The 17,156-nt window shown below is 70.7% G+C and carries 17 protein-coding genes; 3 read left to right on the forward strand and 14 right to left on the reverse strand.

Annotated features, from left to right (window positions below):
- Positions 1-16 precede the first annotated feature (16 nt).
- The 5 genes from MKW14_RS33855 to MKW14_RS33875 all read right to left on the reverse strand — a co-directional run bounded on the left by MKW14_RS33855 (position 17) and on the right by MKW14_RS33875 (position 5,707).
- Entirely contained in the window at positions 17-1,720 is a 1,704-nt protein-coding gene (locus MKW14_RS33855) for a bifunctional uroporphyrinogen-III C-methyltransferase/uroporphyrinogen-III synthase (protein WP_240869514.1), read from the reverse strand.
- Positions 1,717-2,676 carry a hydroxymethylbilane synthase gene (gene hemC / locus MKW14_RS33860; protein WP_240869517.1) on the reverse strand — a complete coding sequence of 320 codons (960 nt, stop codon included), beginning with the start codon at positions 2,674-2,676 and terminating at the stop codon, positions 1,717-1,719. Before hemC ends, MKW14_RS33855 begins: the two co-directional genes overlap by 4 nt.
- Positions 2,673-4,427 carry a glutamyl-tRNA reductase gene (locus MKW14_RS33865; RefSeq protein ID WP_240869521.1) on the reverse strand — a complete coding sequence of 585 codons (1,755 nt, stop codon included), beginning with the start codon at positions 4,425-4,427 and terminating at the stop codon, positions 2,673-2,675. Before MKW14_RS33865 ends, hemC begins: the two co-directional genes overlap by 4 nt.
- Entirely contained in the window at positions 4,424-5,188 is a 765-nt protein-coding gene (locus tag MKW14_RS33870) for a redox-sensing transcriptional repressor Rex (RefSeq protein WP_240869523.1), read from the reverse strand. The genes MKW14_RS33865 and MKW14_RS33870 overlap by 4 nt, the downstream gene beginning before the upstream one ends.
- A 246-nt stretch (positions 5,189-5,434) precedes the next feature.
- Positions 5,435-5,707: a glutaredoxin family protein gene (locus MKW14_RS33875; protein ID WP_240869524.1), complete on the reverse strand. Its 273-nt coding sequence runs from the start codon at positions 5,705-5,707 to the stop codon at positions 5,435-5,437.
- Between the two features lie 104 nt (positions 5,708-5,811).
- On the opposite strand from MKW14_RS33875, the gene MKW14_RS33880 reads away from it, so the two are divergent.
- The 3 genes from MKW14_RS33880 (at position 5,812) to MKW14_RS33890 (ending at position 9,271) form a co-directional block, all read left to right on the forward strand.
- Positions 5,812-6,726 carry an HAD family hydrolase gene (locus MKW14_RS33880; protein WP_240869526.1) on the forward strand — a complete coding sequence of 305 codons (915 nt, stop codon included), beginning with the start codon at positions 5,812-5,814 and terminating at the stop codon, positions 6,724-6,726.
- Between the two features lie 308 nt (positions 6,727-7,034).
- Positions 7,035-7,808 carry an ECF subfamily RNA polymerase sigma factor, BldN family gene (locus tag MKW14_RS33885; protein WP_240869528.1) on the forward strand — a complete coding sequence of 258 codons (774 nt, stop codon included), beginning with the start codon at positions 7,035-7,037 and terminating at the stop codon, positions 7,806-7,808.
- Positions 7,809-8,053: 245 nt separating this feature from the next.
- Complete coding sequence (locus MKW14_RS33890) at positions 8,054-9,271, forward strand: DUF5667 domain-containing protein (RefSeq protein WP_240869535.1); 1,218 nt, start codon at positions 8,054-8,056, stop codon at positions 9,269-9,271.
- Between the two features lie 55 nt (positions 9,272-9,326).
- Here MKW14_RS33890 and MKW14_RS33895 read toward each other — a convergent pair whose 3' ends face one another.
- From MKW14_RS33895 to MKW14_RS33935, 9 genes are all read right to left on the reverse strand, one after another.
- Positions 9,327-10,373: a lysophospholipid acyltransferase family protein gene (locus MKW14_RS33895; RefSeq protein ID WP_240869539.1), complete on the reverse strand. Its 1,047-nt coding sequence runs from the start codon at positions 10,371-10,373 to the stop codon at positions 9,327-9,329.
- A 14-nt stretch (positions 10,374-10,387) separates the two neighbouring features.
- Complete coding sequence (locus MKW14_RS33900; RefSeq protein WP_240869542.1) at positions 10,388-11,449, reverse strand: NAD-dependent epimerase/dehydratase family protein; 1,062 nt, start codon at positions 11,447-11,449, stop codon at positions 10,388-10,390.
- Between the two features lie 248 nt (positions 11,450-11,697).
- A complete protein-coding gene (locus tag MKW14_RS33905) occupies positions 11,698-11,796 on the reverse strand; it encodes a 30S ribosomal protein bS22 (RefSeq protein WP_003948845.1) in 99 nt (32 codons plus the stop codon).
- Between the two features lie 157 nt (positions 11,797-11,953).
- Positions 11,954-12,163: a helix-turn-helix domain-containing protein gene (locus tag MKW14_RS33910; RefSeq protein WP_016437488.1), complete on the reverse strand. Its 210-nt coding sequence runs from the start codon at positions 12,161-12,163 to the stop codon at positions 11,954-11,956.
- 129 nt (positions 12,164-12,292) lie between these two features.
- The gene (locus MKW14_RS33915; protein WP_240869561.1) at positions 12,293-13,108 is read right to left on the reverse strand and encodes a phosphatase; all 816 of its coding nucleotides are present in this window, start codon (positions 13,106-13,108) and stop codon (positions 12,293-12,295) included.
- A gap of 143 nt (positions 13,109-13,251) precedes the next feature.
- The gene (locus MKW14_RS33920) at positions 13,252-14,424 is read right to left on the reverse strand and encodes an acetoin utilization protein AcuC (protein WP_240869545.1); all 1,173 of its coding nucleotides are present in this window, start codon (positions 14,422-14,424) and stop codon (positions 13,252-13,254) included.
- Positions 14,375-15,589, reverse strand: coding sequence for an MFS transporter (locus MKW14_RS33925; RefSeq protein ID WP_240869548.1), 1,215 nt, complete (start codon positions 15,587-15,589; stop codon positions 14,375-14,377). Before MKW14_RS33925 ends, MKW14_RS33920 begins: the two co-directional genes overlap by 50 nt.
- 81 nt (positions 15,590-15,670) lie before the next feature.
- Complete coding sequence (locus MKW14_RS33930; RefSeq protein WP_240869550.1) at positions 15,671-16,381, reverse strand: VC0807 family protein; 711 nt, start codon at positions 16,379-16,381, stop codon at positions 15,671-15,673.
- A 70-nt stretch (positions 16,382-16,451) separates the two neighbouring features.
- On the reverse strand, positions 16,452-17,096 hold the full coding sequence (locus tag MKW14_RS33935) for an HAD family hydrolase (protein ID WP_240869555.1): 645 nt from the start codon (positions 17,094-17,096) through the stop codon (positions 16,452-16,454).
- Positions 17,097-17,156: the final 60 nt, after the last annotated feature.

Raw genomic sequence — 17,156 nt, forward strand, 5'->3', positions numbered from 1 at the left:
ACGCCCCACCCACTCCTCAGGTCGTCCGGCGCCGCCGGGCTCCCGGCCGCCGCTCGCTCGGCCGGGTCACCGGGTCGCCGGCCTCCAGTGCGGCGGCGCGGCGGCGCAGGCCGTAGTCGGCGAGGGCCTCCGTCAGCTTGTGCACGGACGGCTCCGGGGCCATGACGTCCACCCGCAGCCCGTGCTCCTCGGCGGTCTTCGCCGTGGCCGGACCGATACAGGCGATCACCGTCACGTTGTGCGGCTTGCCCGCGATGCCCACCAGGTTGCGCACGGTCGAGGACGAGGTGAAGAGAACGGCGTCGAAGCCGCCGCCCTTGATCGCCTCCCGCGTCTCCGCCGGCGGCGGCGAGGCCCGCACGGTCCGGTACGCGGTGACGTCGTCGACCTCCCAGCCCAGCTCGATGAGCCCGGCGACCAGGGTCTCGGTGGCGATGTCGGCGCGCGGCAGGAACACCCGGTCGATCGGGTCGAAGACCGGGTCGTAGGGCGGCCAGTCCTCCAGCAGACCGGCCGCGGACTGCTCCCCGCTCGGCACCAGGTCCGGCTTCACGCCGAAGGCGACCAGGGCCTTCGCCGTCTGCTCGCCCACCGCGGCGACCTTGATCCCCGCGAAGGCCCGGGCGTCGAGCCCGTACTCCTCGAACTTCTCCCGCACGGCCCGGACGGCGTTGACCGAGGTGAACGCGATCCACTCGTAGCGCCCGGTCACGAGTCCCTTCACGGCCCGCTCCATCTGCTGGGGCGTGCGCGGCGGCTCGACGGCGATCGTCGGGACCTCGTGCGGCACGGCCCCGTAGGACCGCAGCTGGTCGGAGAGCGACGCCGCCTGCTCCTTCGTCCGCGGCACGAGAACCTTCCAGCCGAACAGCGGCTTGTTCTCGAACCAGGACAGCTGGTCGCGCTGGGCGGCGGCGGAACGCTCACCGACCACGGCTATCACCGGCCGGCCGCCGTCCGGCGAGGGCAGCACCTTTGCCTGCTTCAGCATCTGCGCGACCGTGCCGAGCGTCGCGGTCCAAGTCCGCTGCCGCGTGGTGGTACCGGCGACCGTGACGGTCATCGGGGTGTCCGGCTTGCGGCCGGCCGACACCAGCTCGCCCGCCGCCGCGCCCACCGAGTCGAGCGTCGTGGAGACGACGACCGTCCCGTCCGAGGCGCCCACCTCCGTCCAGCACCGGTCGGAGGCCGTACGGGCGTCCACGAACCGCACGTCCGCGCCCTCGGCGTCCCGCAGCGGGACACCGGCGTACGCGGGCACGCCGACGGCCGCGGCGACACCCGGCACGACCTCGAACGGCACGCCCTCACGGGCGCACGCCAGCATCTCCTCGGCGGCGTAAGCGTCCAGGCCAGGGTCCCCGGACACCGCACGGACGACCCGCCTGCCGCCCCGCGCGGCCTCCATGACAAGATGTGCGGCATCCCGTACCGCGGGGGCCCCAAGGGTTGTTGACGTGCCGTCAACGACCGCCAGCTGAGGTGTGCCCGTGCCCGGAACAGGGTCCGACGAAGGACCCCCGTCCGTGTGCACCTCGGCGACGCCCTGCCTGGCGTGCCGGCGCACCACGTCGAGCACGTCGTGCTCGGCGACGAGGACGTCCGCGTTCGCCAGCGCCTCCACGGCGCGCAGAGTCAGCAGTCCCGGATCCCCGGGTCCGGCACCCAGGAAGGTGACGTGCCCGTGATCGAGGCCGGTGGGAAGGGTGGTGGGGCTCAATGTGCTCGCTCCCCCATCAGACCGGCCGCGCCCTGGGCAAGCATCTCGGCCGCGAGCGCACGGCCGAGCGCCGTTGCCTGGTCGTATGTCTCGGGCACGGGACCGGTGGTGGACAGCTGCACCGTACGGACGCCGTCGGTCGTGCCGACGACGCCCCGCAGGCGCATTTCCTTGACAAACTGCCCGTCGGCCAGAAGGTCGGCCAGCGCGCCCACAGGGGCGCTGCAGCCGGCCTCCAGGGCGGCGAGCAGTGACCGTTCGGCGGTCACGGCGGCCCGGGTGAACGGGTCGTCGAGTTCGCCGAGCGAGGCGATCAGGTCCGCGTGGTCCGCGGCGCATTCGATCGCCAGTGCCCCCTGGCCGGGGGCGGGCAGAACCGTGTCTATCGACAGGAAGTCGGTGACCTCGTCGATCCGGCCGATCCGGCTCAGGCCGGCGGCGGCCAGGACGACGGCGTCCAGCTCACCGTCGCGTACGTACCGGATCCGGGTGTCGACGTTCCCCCGGATCGGCACGGTCTCTATGTCCAGCCCGTGCCCGCGCGCGTACGCGTTCAGCTGGGCCATCCGCCGCGGCGAACCCGTCCCGATCCGCGCCCCGCGGGGCAGGTCGGTGAACTTCAGCGCGTCCCGGGCGACGATGACGTCCCTCGGGTCCTCGCGTTCCGGTACGGCGGCCAGGACCAGGTCCTCGGGCTGCGCGGTCGGCAGGTCCTTGAGCGAATGAACCGCGAAGTCGACCTCCCCCCGCAGCAGCGCGTCGCGCAGCGCCGTGACGAACACACCGGTGCCGCCGATCTGCGCGAGGTGCTCGCGGGAGGTGTCGCCGTACGTCGTGATCTCGACCAGCTCGACGGGCCGGCCGGTCACCCGGCTCACGGCCTCAGCCACCTGCCCGGACTGGGCCATGGCGAGTCTGCTCCGCCTCGTCCCCAGTCTCAGTGTCCTGTCAGTCATGCCGGCCCTCGGTCCTTGCTGTTCTCGGGTTCGTCATCGGCGCGCTCGGCGCGGGAGACGGCGGCGACCGTCTCCTGGTCCAGGTCGAAGAGGGTGCGCAACGCGTCCGCGTACCCAGCTCCGCCCGGCTCAGCCGCGAGTTGCTTGACCCGTACGGTCGGCGCGTGCAGCAGCTTGTCGACGACACGTTTCACGGTCTGCGTGATCTCGGCGCGGTGCTTGTCGTCCAGCGCCGGCAGCCGCCCCTCGAGCCGCGCGATCTCGTTCGCCACGACGTCGGCGGCCATGGTCCGCAGCGCCACCACGGTCGGTGTGATGTGGGCCGCCCTGAGCGCCGCCCCGAAGGCGGCGACCTCGTCGGCGACGATCCGCCGCACCTGGTCGACGTCGGCCGCCATCGGAGCGTCCGCGGACGCCTCGGCCAGCGACTCGATGTCCACCAGCCGCACCCCGACCAGCCGGTGCACGGCCGCGTCGATGTCCCGGGGCATGGCCAGGTCCAGCAGGAACAGCACGGGCGCGGGCCGCGGCGGCCCCACGACGGGTTCGGGCTTGCGCCGCTCCGGGATCCGTCCGACGGTGGCGGCGAGCGCGGCCAGCGCGACGATGGCGTCGGTGTCCTGCGCGGGATCGAACGAGGCCCCCGCCCCGCCCGTCTGCGGCCGAGGCGCGTTGTCCACCCAGGCAGCATGCTGCTCAAGCTCAGCAGCAGCCATCCCGGCAACGGCCCCTTCCCCGAGCACGGAGAAGTCGGCGGCGGCCTGCATGGGAGCAAGATCAAGCGGACAGTTCTCATCGCTTGAGCTGCGGGCATTCGTGCCGCCTAGGGCGGCTCCCGACCCAAAGACGGGCGGCACCTCGCCAGCGCCGAGTTGCGCGTCCAACCCCCGGCCGGCACCAGCATCCGGCACCCGCCCACCAACAGCCGCGGCAACCGCCTCAGCCGACAGCACAAGCCCAGTGGCCCCGGTACAGGACACCACGACATCGGCACGTGTCAGCTCACCCGGCACCGAGTCCATCGACACCGCCCGAGCCACACCCCCCGCGTCACCCCCGTCGTTGAGGATCTCCGCCAGCCGCTCGGCCCGATCAGCCGTGCGGTTGGCGATCACCACCTCACCGACCCCGGCCCGCGCCAGCGTCGCCGCCGCCAGCGACGACATCGACCCGGCCCCGATGACCAGCGCCTTCTTCCCCCGCGCCCACACCTGCACATCCGCACCGGCGGCCAACTGCTCCAGCCCGAAGGTCACGAGCGACTGCCCGGCCCGGTCGATCCCCGTCTCGGAGTGCGCCCGCTTCCCGACCCGCAACGCCTGCTGGAACAGATCGTTGAGCAGGCGCCCGGCGGTGTGCAGATCCTGTGCCCTGGCCAGCGAGTCCTTTATCTGCCCGAGGATCTGCCCCTCACCGACGACCATCGAGTCCAGCCCGCAGGCCACGGAGAACAGATGGTGGACGGCACGGTCCTCGTAGTGCACGTACAGATAGGGCGTCAGCTCATCCAGCCCCACCCCGCTGTGCTGCGCCAGCAGCGTCGACAGCTCGGCGACACCCGCGTGGAACTTGTCCACGTCCGCGTACAACTCGATCCGGTTGCACGTGGCCAGCACCGCCGCCTCGCTCGCCGGCTCCGCCGCGACCGTGTCCTGCAACAGCTTGACCTGGGCGTCCATGGCCAGCGCGGCCCGCTCCAGCACGCTGACCGGGGCGCTGCGATGGCTCAGCCCGACGACGAGGAGACTCATGCCGGCATCACGGCGGGTACGTCCCCGTCGGGTCCCTGCTCGGCGGACTCCTTGCGCGGCGCGGCGGCCGGGTGCGCGCCGTCGGCCCCCGCGCCCTCCTCCACGGCCTTGCGCTGCTCGTGGAAGGCGAGGATCTGCAGCTCGATGGAGAGGTCGACCTTGCGCACGTCGACGCCGTCCGGCACGGACAGCACGGTCGGCGCGAAGTTCAGGATGGAGGTGACCCCGGCGGCCACGAGCCGGTCGCAGACCTGCTGGGCGGCTCCGGCGGGAGTGGCGATCACACCGATCGACACCCCGTTGTCCTCGATGATCTTCTCCAGGTCATCGGTGTGCTGCACGGGGATCCCGGCGACCGGCTTGCCGGCCATCGCCGGATCGGCGTCGATCAGCGCGGCGACCCGGAAGCCACGGGAGGCGAACCCGCCGTAGTTGGCCAGGGCGGCGCCGAGGTTACCGATACCGACGATGACGACCGGCCAGTCCTGGGTGAGCCCGAGCTCGCGGGAGATCTGGTAGACGAGATACTCGACGTCGTAGCCGACACCGCGGGTGCCGTACGAGCCCAGGTACGAGAAGTCCTTGCGCAGCTTGGCGGAGTTGACCCCCGCCGCGGCCGCGAGCTCCTCGGAGGAGACCGTGGGTACCGAGCGCTCCGACAGTGCGGTCAGGGCTCGGAGGTACAGCGGAAGCCTGGCGACGGTGGCCTCGGGAATCCCTCGGCTACGGGTCGCCGGTCGGTGAGTTCGGCCAGTTGCCACGGTGCTCCTGCGGGTAGAGCGGGGCTGCAGGCGGTCACACGTTCCTGGACCGCCCCGTCGAATGCAGGCTATGTCTTTGTGAACGCGTGCACAAAGATGGTGTCCGATTTGCCCGGGCAACGTGACCGGGGTCACGCACACACGTCCCAGGCGCATCCCAGGGGGCAAAACCGACACTCTCCTCGCGAATCCCGCCCCCGAGACCAGATCTCCGTCGATCCTAGGCGACTTCCGGGCCGCCTTGTACTAATCAGTCAGTTCCCGGCGCAGCCGGCCCTCGTCGACCCGCCAGAACGTGTGCTGCCTGCCGTCGACGAGCACGACCGGGATCTGCTCCCAGTACTCGTCGTACAGGGCGCGGTCCTGGGTGATGTCCTTCTGCTCCCACGACACGCCGAGTTCGCCGCAGACCTTTTCCACGACGAGCTGCGCGTCCTCGCACAGATGACAGTCGGGCTTGCCGATGAGAGTGACCAACCGCTCATGCGGAGCGGCCTTGCGCCGGAAGATGGGAGCCATGTCGGCCATTGTCCCGCCTGTTTAACGACACGGTCGTGCAGTGTTCACAGCCTCCAAACCTCTCGACTCCGGAACCACCGAACAAACTGGCTATGCTCACGGGCATGGCCGCTCTCGGATGGCTCACTCCCCGTAGGCGCTCCGCCACGGCGCGGAGCGTGTTGGCAGGCGAGGCCTCGGCGGAGGCCGCGCGCAAGTCCTCGCAGGACGTCGTCCCCCAGGAGGAACCGGAGTTCCCGGTCCTCGGCGACGACAAGGCTGCCGCGTTCTTCGACCTGGACAACACCGTGATGCAAGGTGCTGCCCTCTTCCACTTCGGCCGCGGCCTGTACAAGCGGAAGTTCTTCGAGACCCGCGACCTCGCCCGGTTCGCCTGGCAGCAGGCCTGGTTCCGCCTCGCCGGGGTCGAGGACCCCGAGCACATGCAGGAGGCCCGCGACTCCGCGCTGTCCATCGTCAAGGGCCACCGCGTCGCCGAGCTGCAGTCGATCGGCGAGGAGATCTACGACGAGTACATGGCCGAGCGCATCTGGCCGGGCACCCGCGCCCTCGCCCAGGCCCACCTGGACGCGGGCCAGAAGGTGTGGTTGGTCACAGCGGCCCCCGTGGAGATCGCCACGGTGATCGCCCGCCGCCTCGGCCTCACCGGCGCCCTCGGCACGGTCGCCGAGTCGGTCGACGGCGTCTACACGGGCAAGCTGGTCGGCGAGCCCCTGCACGGCCCCGCGAAGGCGGAGGCGGTCCGCGCCCTGGCCGCGGCGGAGGGCCTCGACCTCTCCCGCTGCGCCGCCTACAGCGACAGCCACAACGACATCCCCATGCTGTCCCTGGTCGGCCACCCCTACGCCATCAACCCGGACACCAAGCTCCGCAAACACGCCCGAAACCTCGACTGGCGCCTACGGGACTACAGGACGGGCAGGAAGGCGGCGAAGGTGGGCATCCCGGCGGCGGCCGGAGTGGGCGCGGTAGCGGGAGGCACTGCAGCGGCGATCGCGATCAGCCGACGCCGGCGCTGAGCCGCATCCAAATCGCAGGGCGTACCCCCCAACCCCCACCCTCAGTCCTCTTGTCGGCGCACAGCCACAACACGCCCTGATCCCACCCCCAACCCGATCCTTTCCCGTCAACAACCGGTCACTCTCCGGCACTTGACAGGGCGTCATTCGGTTACAGAAGCGACGTAATCGATGATTTGAGCAACTCGGTGTAGCGGCGCCTGCACGAAGCGTTATTCTCCTCAGACGCAAACCGGTACCCCTCCGTCGCTACGACGGGTGAACGGTCCCGCACTGCACGTGATGGAAGCTCTGCCTCTGGGAGTCCCGTGTCCTCACACGTCGGGGTTGACGCCTCGGGCCTGGCTACGCTGCGCGCAACGGTCCAACGGCTGCTGCGCGACTTCGTCCCCACCGCGTACGCCGCCCCCGCCCTCGCCGTAGCCGCCACCCCCGTCGGCCCGTGCTACGCGCTCGCGGACGGCGGCGCCGCCGTCGGCAGACGCGGGCGTACGGCCGGTGCCACCACCGTCCGCCGTCCCGCCGCGGACAGCGACAGCGCGCGGATGATGGACCTGGTCGAGCGCGCCCAGGCCGGCGAGGCCGACGCCTTCGGACGCCTGTACGACCAGTACAGCGACACCGTCTACCGGTACATCTACTACCGCGTCGGCGGCAAGGCCACCGCCGAGGACCTCACCAGCGAGACGTTCCTGCGCGCCCTGCGCCGCATCGGCACGTTCACCTGGCAGGGCCGCGACTTCGGCGCCTGGCTCGTCACGATCGCCCGCAACCTGGTGGCCGACCACTTCAAGTCCAGCCGCTTCCGGCTGGAGGTCACCACCGGCGAGATGCTCGACGCCAACGAGGTCGAGCGCTCCCCCGAGGACTCCGTCCTGGAGTCCCTGTCGAACGCCGCGCTGCTGGACGCCGTACGCCGGCTGAACCCGCAGCAGCAGGAGTGCGTCACGCTCCGCTTCCTGCAGGGCCTGTCCGTCGCCGAGACCGCGCGCGCGATGGGCAAGAACGAGGGCGCCATCAAGACGCTGCAGTACCGGGCCGTCCGCACCCTCGCCCGGCTGCTGCCGGACGACGCCCGCTGAGGCGGCGCCGGGACCGGCACCCTCAGTGACGCTCAACTCGCCCACAGTGAAAGTCCGTTGACTCCTCGATCCGGTCATCCGCCGTCCGTAACCCAAGTGCCGCGCCGCTCGTTGTGCGGGATGCAGGCTCCCTGTGGTCACTCCCTGGCCGACTCCGATCACCCGATCGTGTGGATGTCGTCGGGGTGTGCAACCCTCAGGACCCCCTGGGGAGTCGACCGTCATGACGAGAGGAGGTGCCGCCAGTGATCGCGAACGTATCGGCGCACCGGCGGGCGAACGCCTTCGCCCAGGCCCTGGACGAGCAGCCCGACCGGGACACGGCGGCCGAGCGGTCCGAAACGCCCCCACCAGCGGCGGAGCGGACCGAGCAGGCCGAGCTGTTGGCCCTGGTGGTCGACCTCGGCGAGCTGCCCAGGCCGGAGCTGGACCCCGAGGTCAAGGTCGTCCAGCGGGCCCGGCTGGTGGCCGCGTTCGAGGCCATGCTGCAGGAGGGCGCGGGTGGCGAGGCGGCGGATGCCGAGGTGCCCGAGCAGCGCTCCCACCGCGCCCGGGGCGCGCACCGGGCGAGTGGGCTGGGCAAGCTCCGCCCGCGGTCCCGACTGACCAAGGGGCTCGCCGCGGGCGGGCTGAGTGTCGGTGTCGCCGCGGGAGCCTTCGGCGGGGTCGCCGCCGCCAGCTCGGACGCGCTGCCCGGTGACTCGCTCTACGGCCTCAAACGCGGCATCGAGGACTTCAAGCTCGACTACCTCAGCGACGGCGCCGACGAGCAGGGCCAGGCCTATCTCGACCAGGCCTCCACCCGGCTCAACGAGGCCCGCCGGCTGCTCGACCGCGGCCGCGGCGGCCATCTCGACCACGAGTCCCTGGGCGAGATCCGCCGCACCCTGTCGGGCATGACCGAGGACGCGAGCGAGGGCCACCGTCTGCTGCACGAGGCGTACGAGCGCGACCCGCACCAGCTGGGCCCCATCCAGGCCCTCTCCGTCTTCTCCCGCTCGCACCGTGAGGCCTGGGGCGCCCTGCGCGACAAGCTCCCGGTCCAGCTCGGGGACGTCAGCGAGCAGGTGTCGTCGGTGTTCGCCGCCATAGACGAAGAGGTCGCCCCGCTGCAGTCGCTGCTCCCCCAGCCCCCGGCCCAGGGCGGCGACAGCGGCCGGCACGGCTCGGGTACGCCGTCGACGGGCACGTCCGGCTCCGGCCACGGCTCGACGGCACCCGGCACGGGCGACGGCACCTCCGAGACCGGCCACTCCAGCAGCCCCAGCAAGTCGGCGTCCACCGGCAACGATGGCCTGCTCGGCGGCAACACGGGCGGCCTGCTCGACCCGCCCAAGTCCAGCGGCAGCGCCTCCCCGTCCGAGAGCAAGTCCCCCACGACCAACCCGGACGTCACCATCCCGCCCCTCCTCCCCGGCATCCTGCCCGGCCTGGGCATCAACGGCGAGGAAACGAACTCCTAGCCGGTACGACAGTGGGGGCGCCCTTTCCACGAAGGGCGCCCCCACTGTCGTACCCCTAGAAGAACACCGACCGCCGCTGCACCAGCAGCTTGTAGAGGGTGTGCTGGATCTGTTCCCTGACCTGGTCCGTCAGGTTGAACATCAGCATCGGGTCCTCCGCCGCCTCCGGCGGATAGCCGTCCGTCGGGATCGGCTCACCGAACTGGATCGTCCACTTGGTCGGAAGCGGAACGGCACCCAGAGGACCAAGCCACGGGAAGGTCGGCGTCAGGGGGAAGTAGGGGAAGCCGAGCAGGCGGGCGAGAGTCTTGGCGTTGCCGATCATCGGGTAGATCTCCTCCGCGCCGACGATCGAGCACGGGATGATCGGTGTGCCCCTGCGCAGGGCCGTGGAGACGAAGCCGCCGCGGCCGAAGCGCTGCAGCTTGTAGCGCTCGCTGAAGGGCTTGCCGATGCCCTTGAAGCCCTCCGGCATGACCCCCACCAACTCGCCCTGCCCGAGGAGCCGTTCGGCGTCCTCCGCGCAGGCCAGGGTGTGGCCGAGCTTGCGGGCCAGTTCGTTGACCACCGGCAGCACGAAGACGAGGTCCGCGGCCAGCAGACGCAGATGCCGGCCGGCCGGGTGGTGGTCGTGGACGGCGACCTGCATCATCAGGCCGTCCAGCGGCAGCGTGCCGGAGTGGTTGGCGACGATCAGCGCGCCGCCCTCGGCCGGGATGTTCTCGACGCCCTTCACCTCGACCCGGAAGTACTTCTCGTACACCGGGCGCAGCAGGGACATCAGGACCTGGTCGGTCAGCTCCTCGTCGTACCCGAAGTCGTCGACCTCGTAGTCGCCGGTGAGGCGCCGGCGCAGGAAGTCCAGCCCCCCGGCGATCCGGCGCTCGAGGCCGCCGTCGTCCCGCGGCTTCTCGGCCGGTTGTTCCTCACGCGTCACGGGAACATCATCCTGCGCCGGCCCCCTGCCCGGCAGGGGCTGGACCTCACCGACCGAATCCGTGTTCCTGCGCCTGCTCCCCGCGCCCCGGCGCCGCGCCGGCCGCGGCACGGCGCCCCCGCGGGACCGGTCGTCGTCGAACGGAATGACCTTGGCGTCCGCCATCGTTGATGCGCTCCTCAGTTGGCGCTCTGCGTCGGGGGGTGGCCACCGCCCAGGACGGGCAGTGCGGCGATCCGGTCGACGGCCCCCGCGAGGGCCTCCGGCGGCAGCAGTCCGGGCCCGTGACTGCGGGCGAAGTCCGCGAACGTCTCCGCGGTCGTGTACTTCGGCTGGAAGCCGAGCGTCTCCCGCATCTGGTCCGTCGCCACGACCCGGCCGTGCGTCAGCAGCCGGATCTGCTCGGGCGAGAAGTCCGTCACTCCCAGCGTACGCACCAGCGAGCCGGCCCAGGTGACGGCCGGCAGCAGCAGGGGCACGGTGGGCTTGCCGAGCCGCCGTGAGCACTGCGACAGCAGCAGCACGCCGTCCCCGGCGATGTTGAAGGTGCCGCTGTTGAGCGTGCCGCGCTCCGGCTCGTGCGAGGCGATCCGCAGCACCTCCATCACGTCGTCCTCGTGCACGAACTGCAGCCGCGGGTCGTAGCCGAACACCGTCGGCAGCACGGGCAGCGAGAAGTACGAGGCGAGCGGGGTGTCCGCGGCCGGCCCCAGGATGTTGGCGAACCGCAGCACGGCTACCGCCACATCGGGCCGGCGCCGCGCGAATCCCCGCACGTACCCCTCGACCTCGACCGCGTCCTTCGCGAACCCGCCGGAGGGCAGCGACTTCGGCGGGGTCGTCTCGGTGAACACGGCCGGGTCGCGGGAGGCGGAGCCGTAGACGTTCGTACTGGACTTCACCACCAGCCGCTTCACCGTCGGCGACTTCTGGCAGGCGCCCAGCAGCTGCATGGTGCCGATGACGTTGGTTTCCTTGACCGTGGTCCGGCTGCCACTGCCCAGCGCCATCGCCGTCACGTCCAGGTGGACGACCGTGTCGGCGGCGGTCTCCGCGAGGATCCGCGCGATGCCGGGCTGCCGGATGTCGGCCTGGATGAAGTCGGCGCCCCCGAGATGGTGCTCGGGAGGGACCGCGTCCACGGCCACGACCCGGTCCACCTGCGGGTCACGCTGGATCCGTCGTACGAACCGGCCCCCGAGCCTGCGGGCCACTCCGGTCACGAGCACGACCTTGCCCAAGATCAGCGCCTTCCTTCCAGACCGTCCGGTAGTCGTAGCCTGCCGCGTTCCCCGTGTGCGGCCAACTTAGCGGGTCGATGTTGCGCTGTGATGACCACCCAATGCACGAAGTAACGACATCCACAGACGTACGAACAGACCAAGCCATGTGAACCACGTGCGCGGGCACCGACACGCCGGGAGCGCGTATGCGTGTGGCCCCCCACCCAGTCTGGTGGGGGGCCACAGAACACGCTCTACGGCGCCGCTTACTTCTTGTTGCGACGCTGAACGCGCGTGCGCTTGAGCAGCTTGCGGTGCTTCTTCTTGGCCATCCGCTTGCGCCGCTTCTTGATAACAGAGCCCACGACTACCCTCGCTCACTTCTCATCACTCGGTGTTTGGGCGCCATGGGCCCACACGACCTACGAGGGGCTAGCCTACCGGTCCGAGCGCTGAGGTCGTAATCGAGGTTGCCGGGGGAGATCCCGAAGTGCCCTGAGGATCCCCCCGGAGCCACCGTCGTCAGGCGGTTTCCACCCCCACGTAACTCTCGCGGAGGTACTCGTGAACCGCGTTCTCGGGGACGCGGAAGGACCGCCCCACCCTGATCGCGGGCAGATGACCGCTGTGCACCAGCCGGTACACGGTCATCTTCGACACTCGCATCACCGAGGCGACCTCCGCCACGGTAAGGAACTGAACCTCGCTCAGAGGCCTCTGCTCAGCAGCCATGACACACCTGAACCTTCCGCACTCGACGGCCACCGGCTTCCCCTTCCGGTGACTCTTCGTCGCTGCGTGCTCACTCCCCAATGTAGGGGCGGGTGATGCGAGTGGGGAAGAGGTGCACCCATCGCAGGCCTACTGTGACAGACACGCTCGATTGAGTACGTAGCGGGTCAGCGGCCGGTAGTAAGCGGACCGCACGGCGTCATCAAGTGGAACGACGACGGACACGCGCCCCTCGGCCTCCCCCACGAACAGCGCGGGGTCGTCCGTATCGGCGAGACCGATGGCCTCGAACCCCAGCTGACCTGCCCCGCAGACCCAGCCGTGGTCTCCGACGACGAGCTCGGGCAGCGGCCCGCCGCCCTCCGCGGCCGCCGCCAGCGCCAGCCGAACCGGGAGCGGCGAATGAGTGTGCGCGCCGGTCGCACAACCGGGGCGAGAGGCGCCGGGTTGCCGGACGAGCGCGACTCCTCGTACGTACTCAAGGTTGTACGTACGTAGACCAAACCGGGTCGTTATGTCGACACGGCGACCATGCGCCGGTGTGAGGACGGCACATCCCGCCGCCGACAGAGCGTCCGCCAAGGCTGCGTAGAAGCCGAGCAGCCGATGCGGGTGTCCGGTGCCGAACAGCACGGGGGCACCGCGCCGGGCGACCACGGCCAGACGCCCGGCGAACGCGTCCAGAGCGGCCAGCGTGAGCTCCGGATCGATCACATCGTGACCGGAAACATGGCCAGGATCGTCCGAAACCCCACACTTGTCCGCCATCAGACCCATCACATCCCGCTCCCGCCACGTCCATTCGGGATCGAGACCGATCAGCACGCGAGGATCCCGAGCGGCGAAAAGCCGATAACTGCGCAGACTCTCCTCACGCGAGGTGGCGACGGCCCCGGCGAGACGAGCGGCCAGCAGATGGGCTCGCAGGGCCCCGGTGCTCAACACGTCAGCGATGGTGACGGACACCCCCGCCCCGGACCACACGAACAGCCAAACACCGCACAGTTGGCGTAACGGCCGCCGTCACGGTGCGCACCCGGCCCGGCGCCTGCACGACCTGGAGCGGCGGCGTGGCCGACCCCGGCCGGCTACGCCAGCAGCCCCCGCAGCGGGAACACCGCCCGCCGGGTCGCCAGCACCGCCTGGTCCAGGCGGTCGGCGGGGTCGTAGCCCTCGTCCCAGCTCGCGAAGGACACCGGCCACCGCCCGTCCGTCATCCTCGCCGGCGCCAACTGCCGGGTCCGCGCGAAGACTTCCTGCCGCCAGCCCTCCGGGATCATCGCCTCCGGCTCCACCGGCCGCCCCGCCGCGATCCCGACGAGATGCGTCCACGACCGCGGCACGACCTCGACCACGGCGTAACCGCCGCCGCCGAGCGCGACCCACCGCCCGTCGGCGTACTCGTGGGCCAGCTCGTGACAGGCCACCTGCACGGCCCGCTGCGCGTCCAGGGAGACGGCGAGATGTGCGAGCGGGTCCTCGAAGTGCGTGTCGGCCCCGTGCTGGGTCACCAGCACCTGCGGCCGGAAGTCCGCGATCAGCTCCGGCACCACCGCGTGAAAGGCCCGCAGCCACCCCGCGTCGCCGGTCCCCGCGGGCAGCGCGACATTCACCGCCGACCCCTCCGCCGAGTCCGCGCCCGTCTCCTCCGGCCACCCGGTCTGCGGGAACAGCGTCCGCGGATGCTCGTGCAGGGAGATCGTCAGAACCCGCGGATCCTCCCAGAAGGCCGCCTGCACCCCGTCCCCGTGATGCACGTCCACGTCGACGTAGGCGACCCGCTCGGCCCCCAGCTCCAGCAGCCGCGCGATCGCGAGCGAGGCGTCGTTGTAGATGCAGAACCCGGACGCACCGCCCGGCATGGCGTGGTGCAGCCCGCCCGCGAAGTTCACGGCGTGCAACGCCTCACCCCGCCACACGGCCTCCGCCGCCCCCACCGACTGCCCGGCGATCATCGCCGACACCTCGTGCATACCGGCGAAGGCGGGATCGTCCATCGTCCCGAGCCCGTACGCCCCGTCCGCCGCCCCCGGATCCGCCGAGGCCGCCTTCACGGCCGCGATGTAGTCCTCCCGGTGGACGAGCCGCAGCGTCGACTCCCCGGCGGGCCTCGCCGCCGCCACCTGGACGTCCTTGTCGAGCCCGAAGGCGTCGACAAGCCGCCGGGTCAGGGCGAGCCGGACCGGGTCCATCGGATGGTCCGGACCGAAGTCATAGCCCGTTACTGCCTCGTCCCACATCAGCTGTGCGCGGCCGCTCATGCCCGCCACCGTATCGGTCCGACGCGGGAGCGAACGAGCGGGCGTAGACCAGGGTCACCAGCACCAACACCATCGGCACGAGCATCGCCCAGCGGTAGCTCCAGGCATCCCCCAGCGCACCCACCAGCGGCGACCCGATCAGAAAGCCGACGTAGTTGAACACATTCAGCCGCGCCACGGCCGCGTCGGAGGCGTTCGGGAACAGCCGCCCGGCGGCCGCGAAGGTCTGCGGCACCAGCACACACAGCCCGAGCCCCAGCAGAGTGAACCCGAGCATCCCCACCCATGCCCCGGGCGCGACAGCCACCACGGCGAACCCGCCCGCGGCCACCACAGCCCCCAGCCGCACGACCGCCACGGCCCCGAACCGCCGCACGCCCAGGTCCCCCAGCGACCGCCCCACCAGCGTGGTCACCATGTACACGTTGTACGGCACCGTCGACAGCTGCTCCGAACTGCCGAGCACGTCCTTCAGATACTTGGCGCTCCAGTTGGAGACGGTCGAGTCACCGATGTACGCGAAGGTCATCACCAGACACAGCGGCAACAGCAGCTTGAAGACGACCGACTGCCCCTGGCTCCGCTCCTCCGCCAACTCGGCCACCGGATCGGCGTCGACGTACCACCGGCTCCCGACCAGCACGGCCGGCAGCAGCACCGCGATGACCGGCAGATACGACACCCACAGCGCGAGATGCCAGTGCGCCCCCACCCAGGCCAGCGAGGCCCCCACGATGCCGCCCAGACTGAACGCGGCGTGGAAGCTGAGCATGATGCTGCGCCCGTACGACCGCTGCAGGCTCACCCCGAGCATGTTCATCGAGGCGTCCAGGCCGCCCACGGCCAGCCCGAAGGCGGCCAGCGCGATCCCCAGCTCGGCCAGCTGGTCCCCGGAGCCGACACCGACCAGCGCCAGCATCACCACCGGCTGCAGGCACCGCAGCAGCACACTGGGCCGTATGCGCTTCACCAGCTGCTCGGTGGTCACGCTTCCGACGCCGGCCAGGATGGGCACGGCGGCCAGGAAGGCGGGCAGCAGCGCGTCGGAGACGCCGTACCGGTCCTGGATGGCCGGGATGCGGGTCACCAGAAGGGCGAAGGTGGCGCCCTGGGCGAAGAAGCTCAACGCCAAAGAGGCCCTACCGCGCCGCAAGACATCTGTCATGGCGGCGAGCGTAGGGCCCCTGGCTACCTGTGGGTAGATCCAGCCAAAGATGAATTTCCTTCACCTTTACCTTCGGTGCCTTCAGGCGGCGACAGCGACCTCGGGAACCTCGGCGGTGTCGGCGGCTTCGGCGGCGGCCACCTCGGCGGAGACCATCCGTGCCATCGGCTCGGCGGCGAGCCCGCCGCTGACCACGATCCCGATCCCGATCGCCCCGAGCAGGATGACCGTGCCGAGCCACACCATGGTGTCCACCGGCAGCGTGTACGCCCCCACGACCCGCACCACGCACTCGGCGAGCAGCGCCACGCCCCACACCACGGAGTACGCGCTCTCCGACCTCCGGAAGGCGGCGGATCCGCTCCGCAGCCGCTCGAAGGCCGCGTCCCGGGCCGCGTCCCCCTTGACCAGGAAGGGCCTGAGCCCCTCGGTCATCATCGGCCGTCCCAGCGCCACCGACACCAGGATCGCGATACCGATGGTGCTGCTGACCCCGCTGTCCTTGGCGAGCATCAGCCGCGGGTCACCGGAGACGAAGCTCAGCGCCAGCGACACCACGTTCACGAGCAGGATGAGCCCGGCCAGACCGTTGACCCGGCGCTCCTTGACCACGCCCCACACCGTCCGCAGAGCCGGCCCGACACTGCTCCACGCCAGGGCGGCGAAGGTGCTCGCGCCGAACCCGTCCTTCAGCAGGTAGTACGTTCCGAGCGGCACCGCCACGTCCACGATCAGCGGCCCGAAGGTGCTCTGCTTGCTCGCCTTGTCGGTGTTGCTCGTCTTCTTCGTCATGCCCTCTACCTTCGCGGAGGGCACCCCCACGGCAGTAGAAACGATCGTCCAGGGCTCGGCATGACATTTGTCAGCCGAGCAGCCCTGCCAACTCACACATGTCGCTGAACAGTTGGGTGGCCCCGGCGAGCTTGGCAGCGGGCGTCATGGCGGTGAACCCGTAGACGTCCATCCCGGCCGCCACAGCCGCCCGCACCCCCAGCGGACTGTCCTCGACGACCACACACCGCTCCGGCGCGACACCCATCCGCTCGGCCGCGTACAGGAACAGATCCGGCGCCGGCTTCCCCCGCCCCACGTCCTCGGAACTGAAGATCTGCTGCTCCCCGAACCACCGGTCCAGCCCGGTCTTCCGATGCCCCACCCGAATCCGCGCATGACTCCCCGAGGACGCCACGCAGTACGGCACCCCGTCCGCCGCGAGCTTCCCCAGCACGTCGACGGCCCCGGGCATCGGCTCCAACTCCCGCTCGAAAGCGGCGAACACCCGCGCATGGAAGACGTCGTCGAAGTCGTCCGGGAGCCGCCGTCCCGTCCGCTCCAGCACCAGGTCATGCACCCGGTGCATCGCCGACCCCATGTAGTCCCGGATGGAGTCCTCGTACGACGTCGGATGCCCCAGCTCCGTCAGATAGGCGGCCAGGAGCCGGTTGGAGATGGGCTCACTGTCGACGAGGACGCCGTCGTTGTCGAAGATGACGAGGTCATAGCGCATGAAGTCACTGTAAACGCAGAAAACCCCGCACCGGAAAGGTGCGGGGTTTTCTCACGAATT

Origin of the sequence: Streptomyces gilvus, assembly GCF_022513565.1 — a bacterium.
Lineage (GTDB): Bacteria > Actinomycetota > Actinomycetes > Streptomycetales > Streptomycetaceae > Streptomyces > Streptomyces gilvus.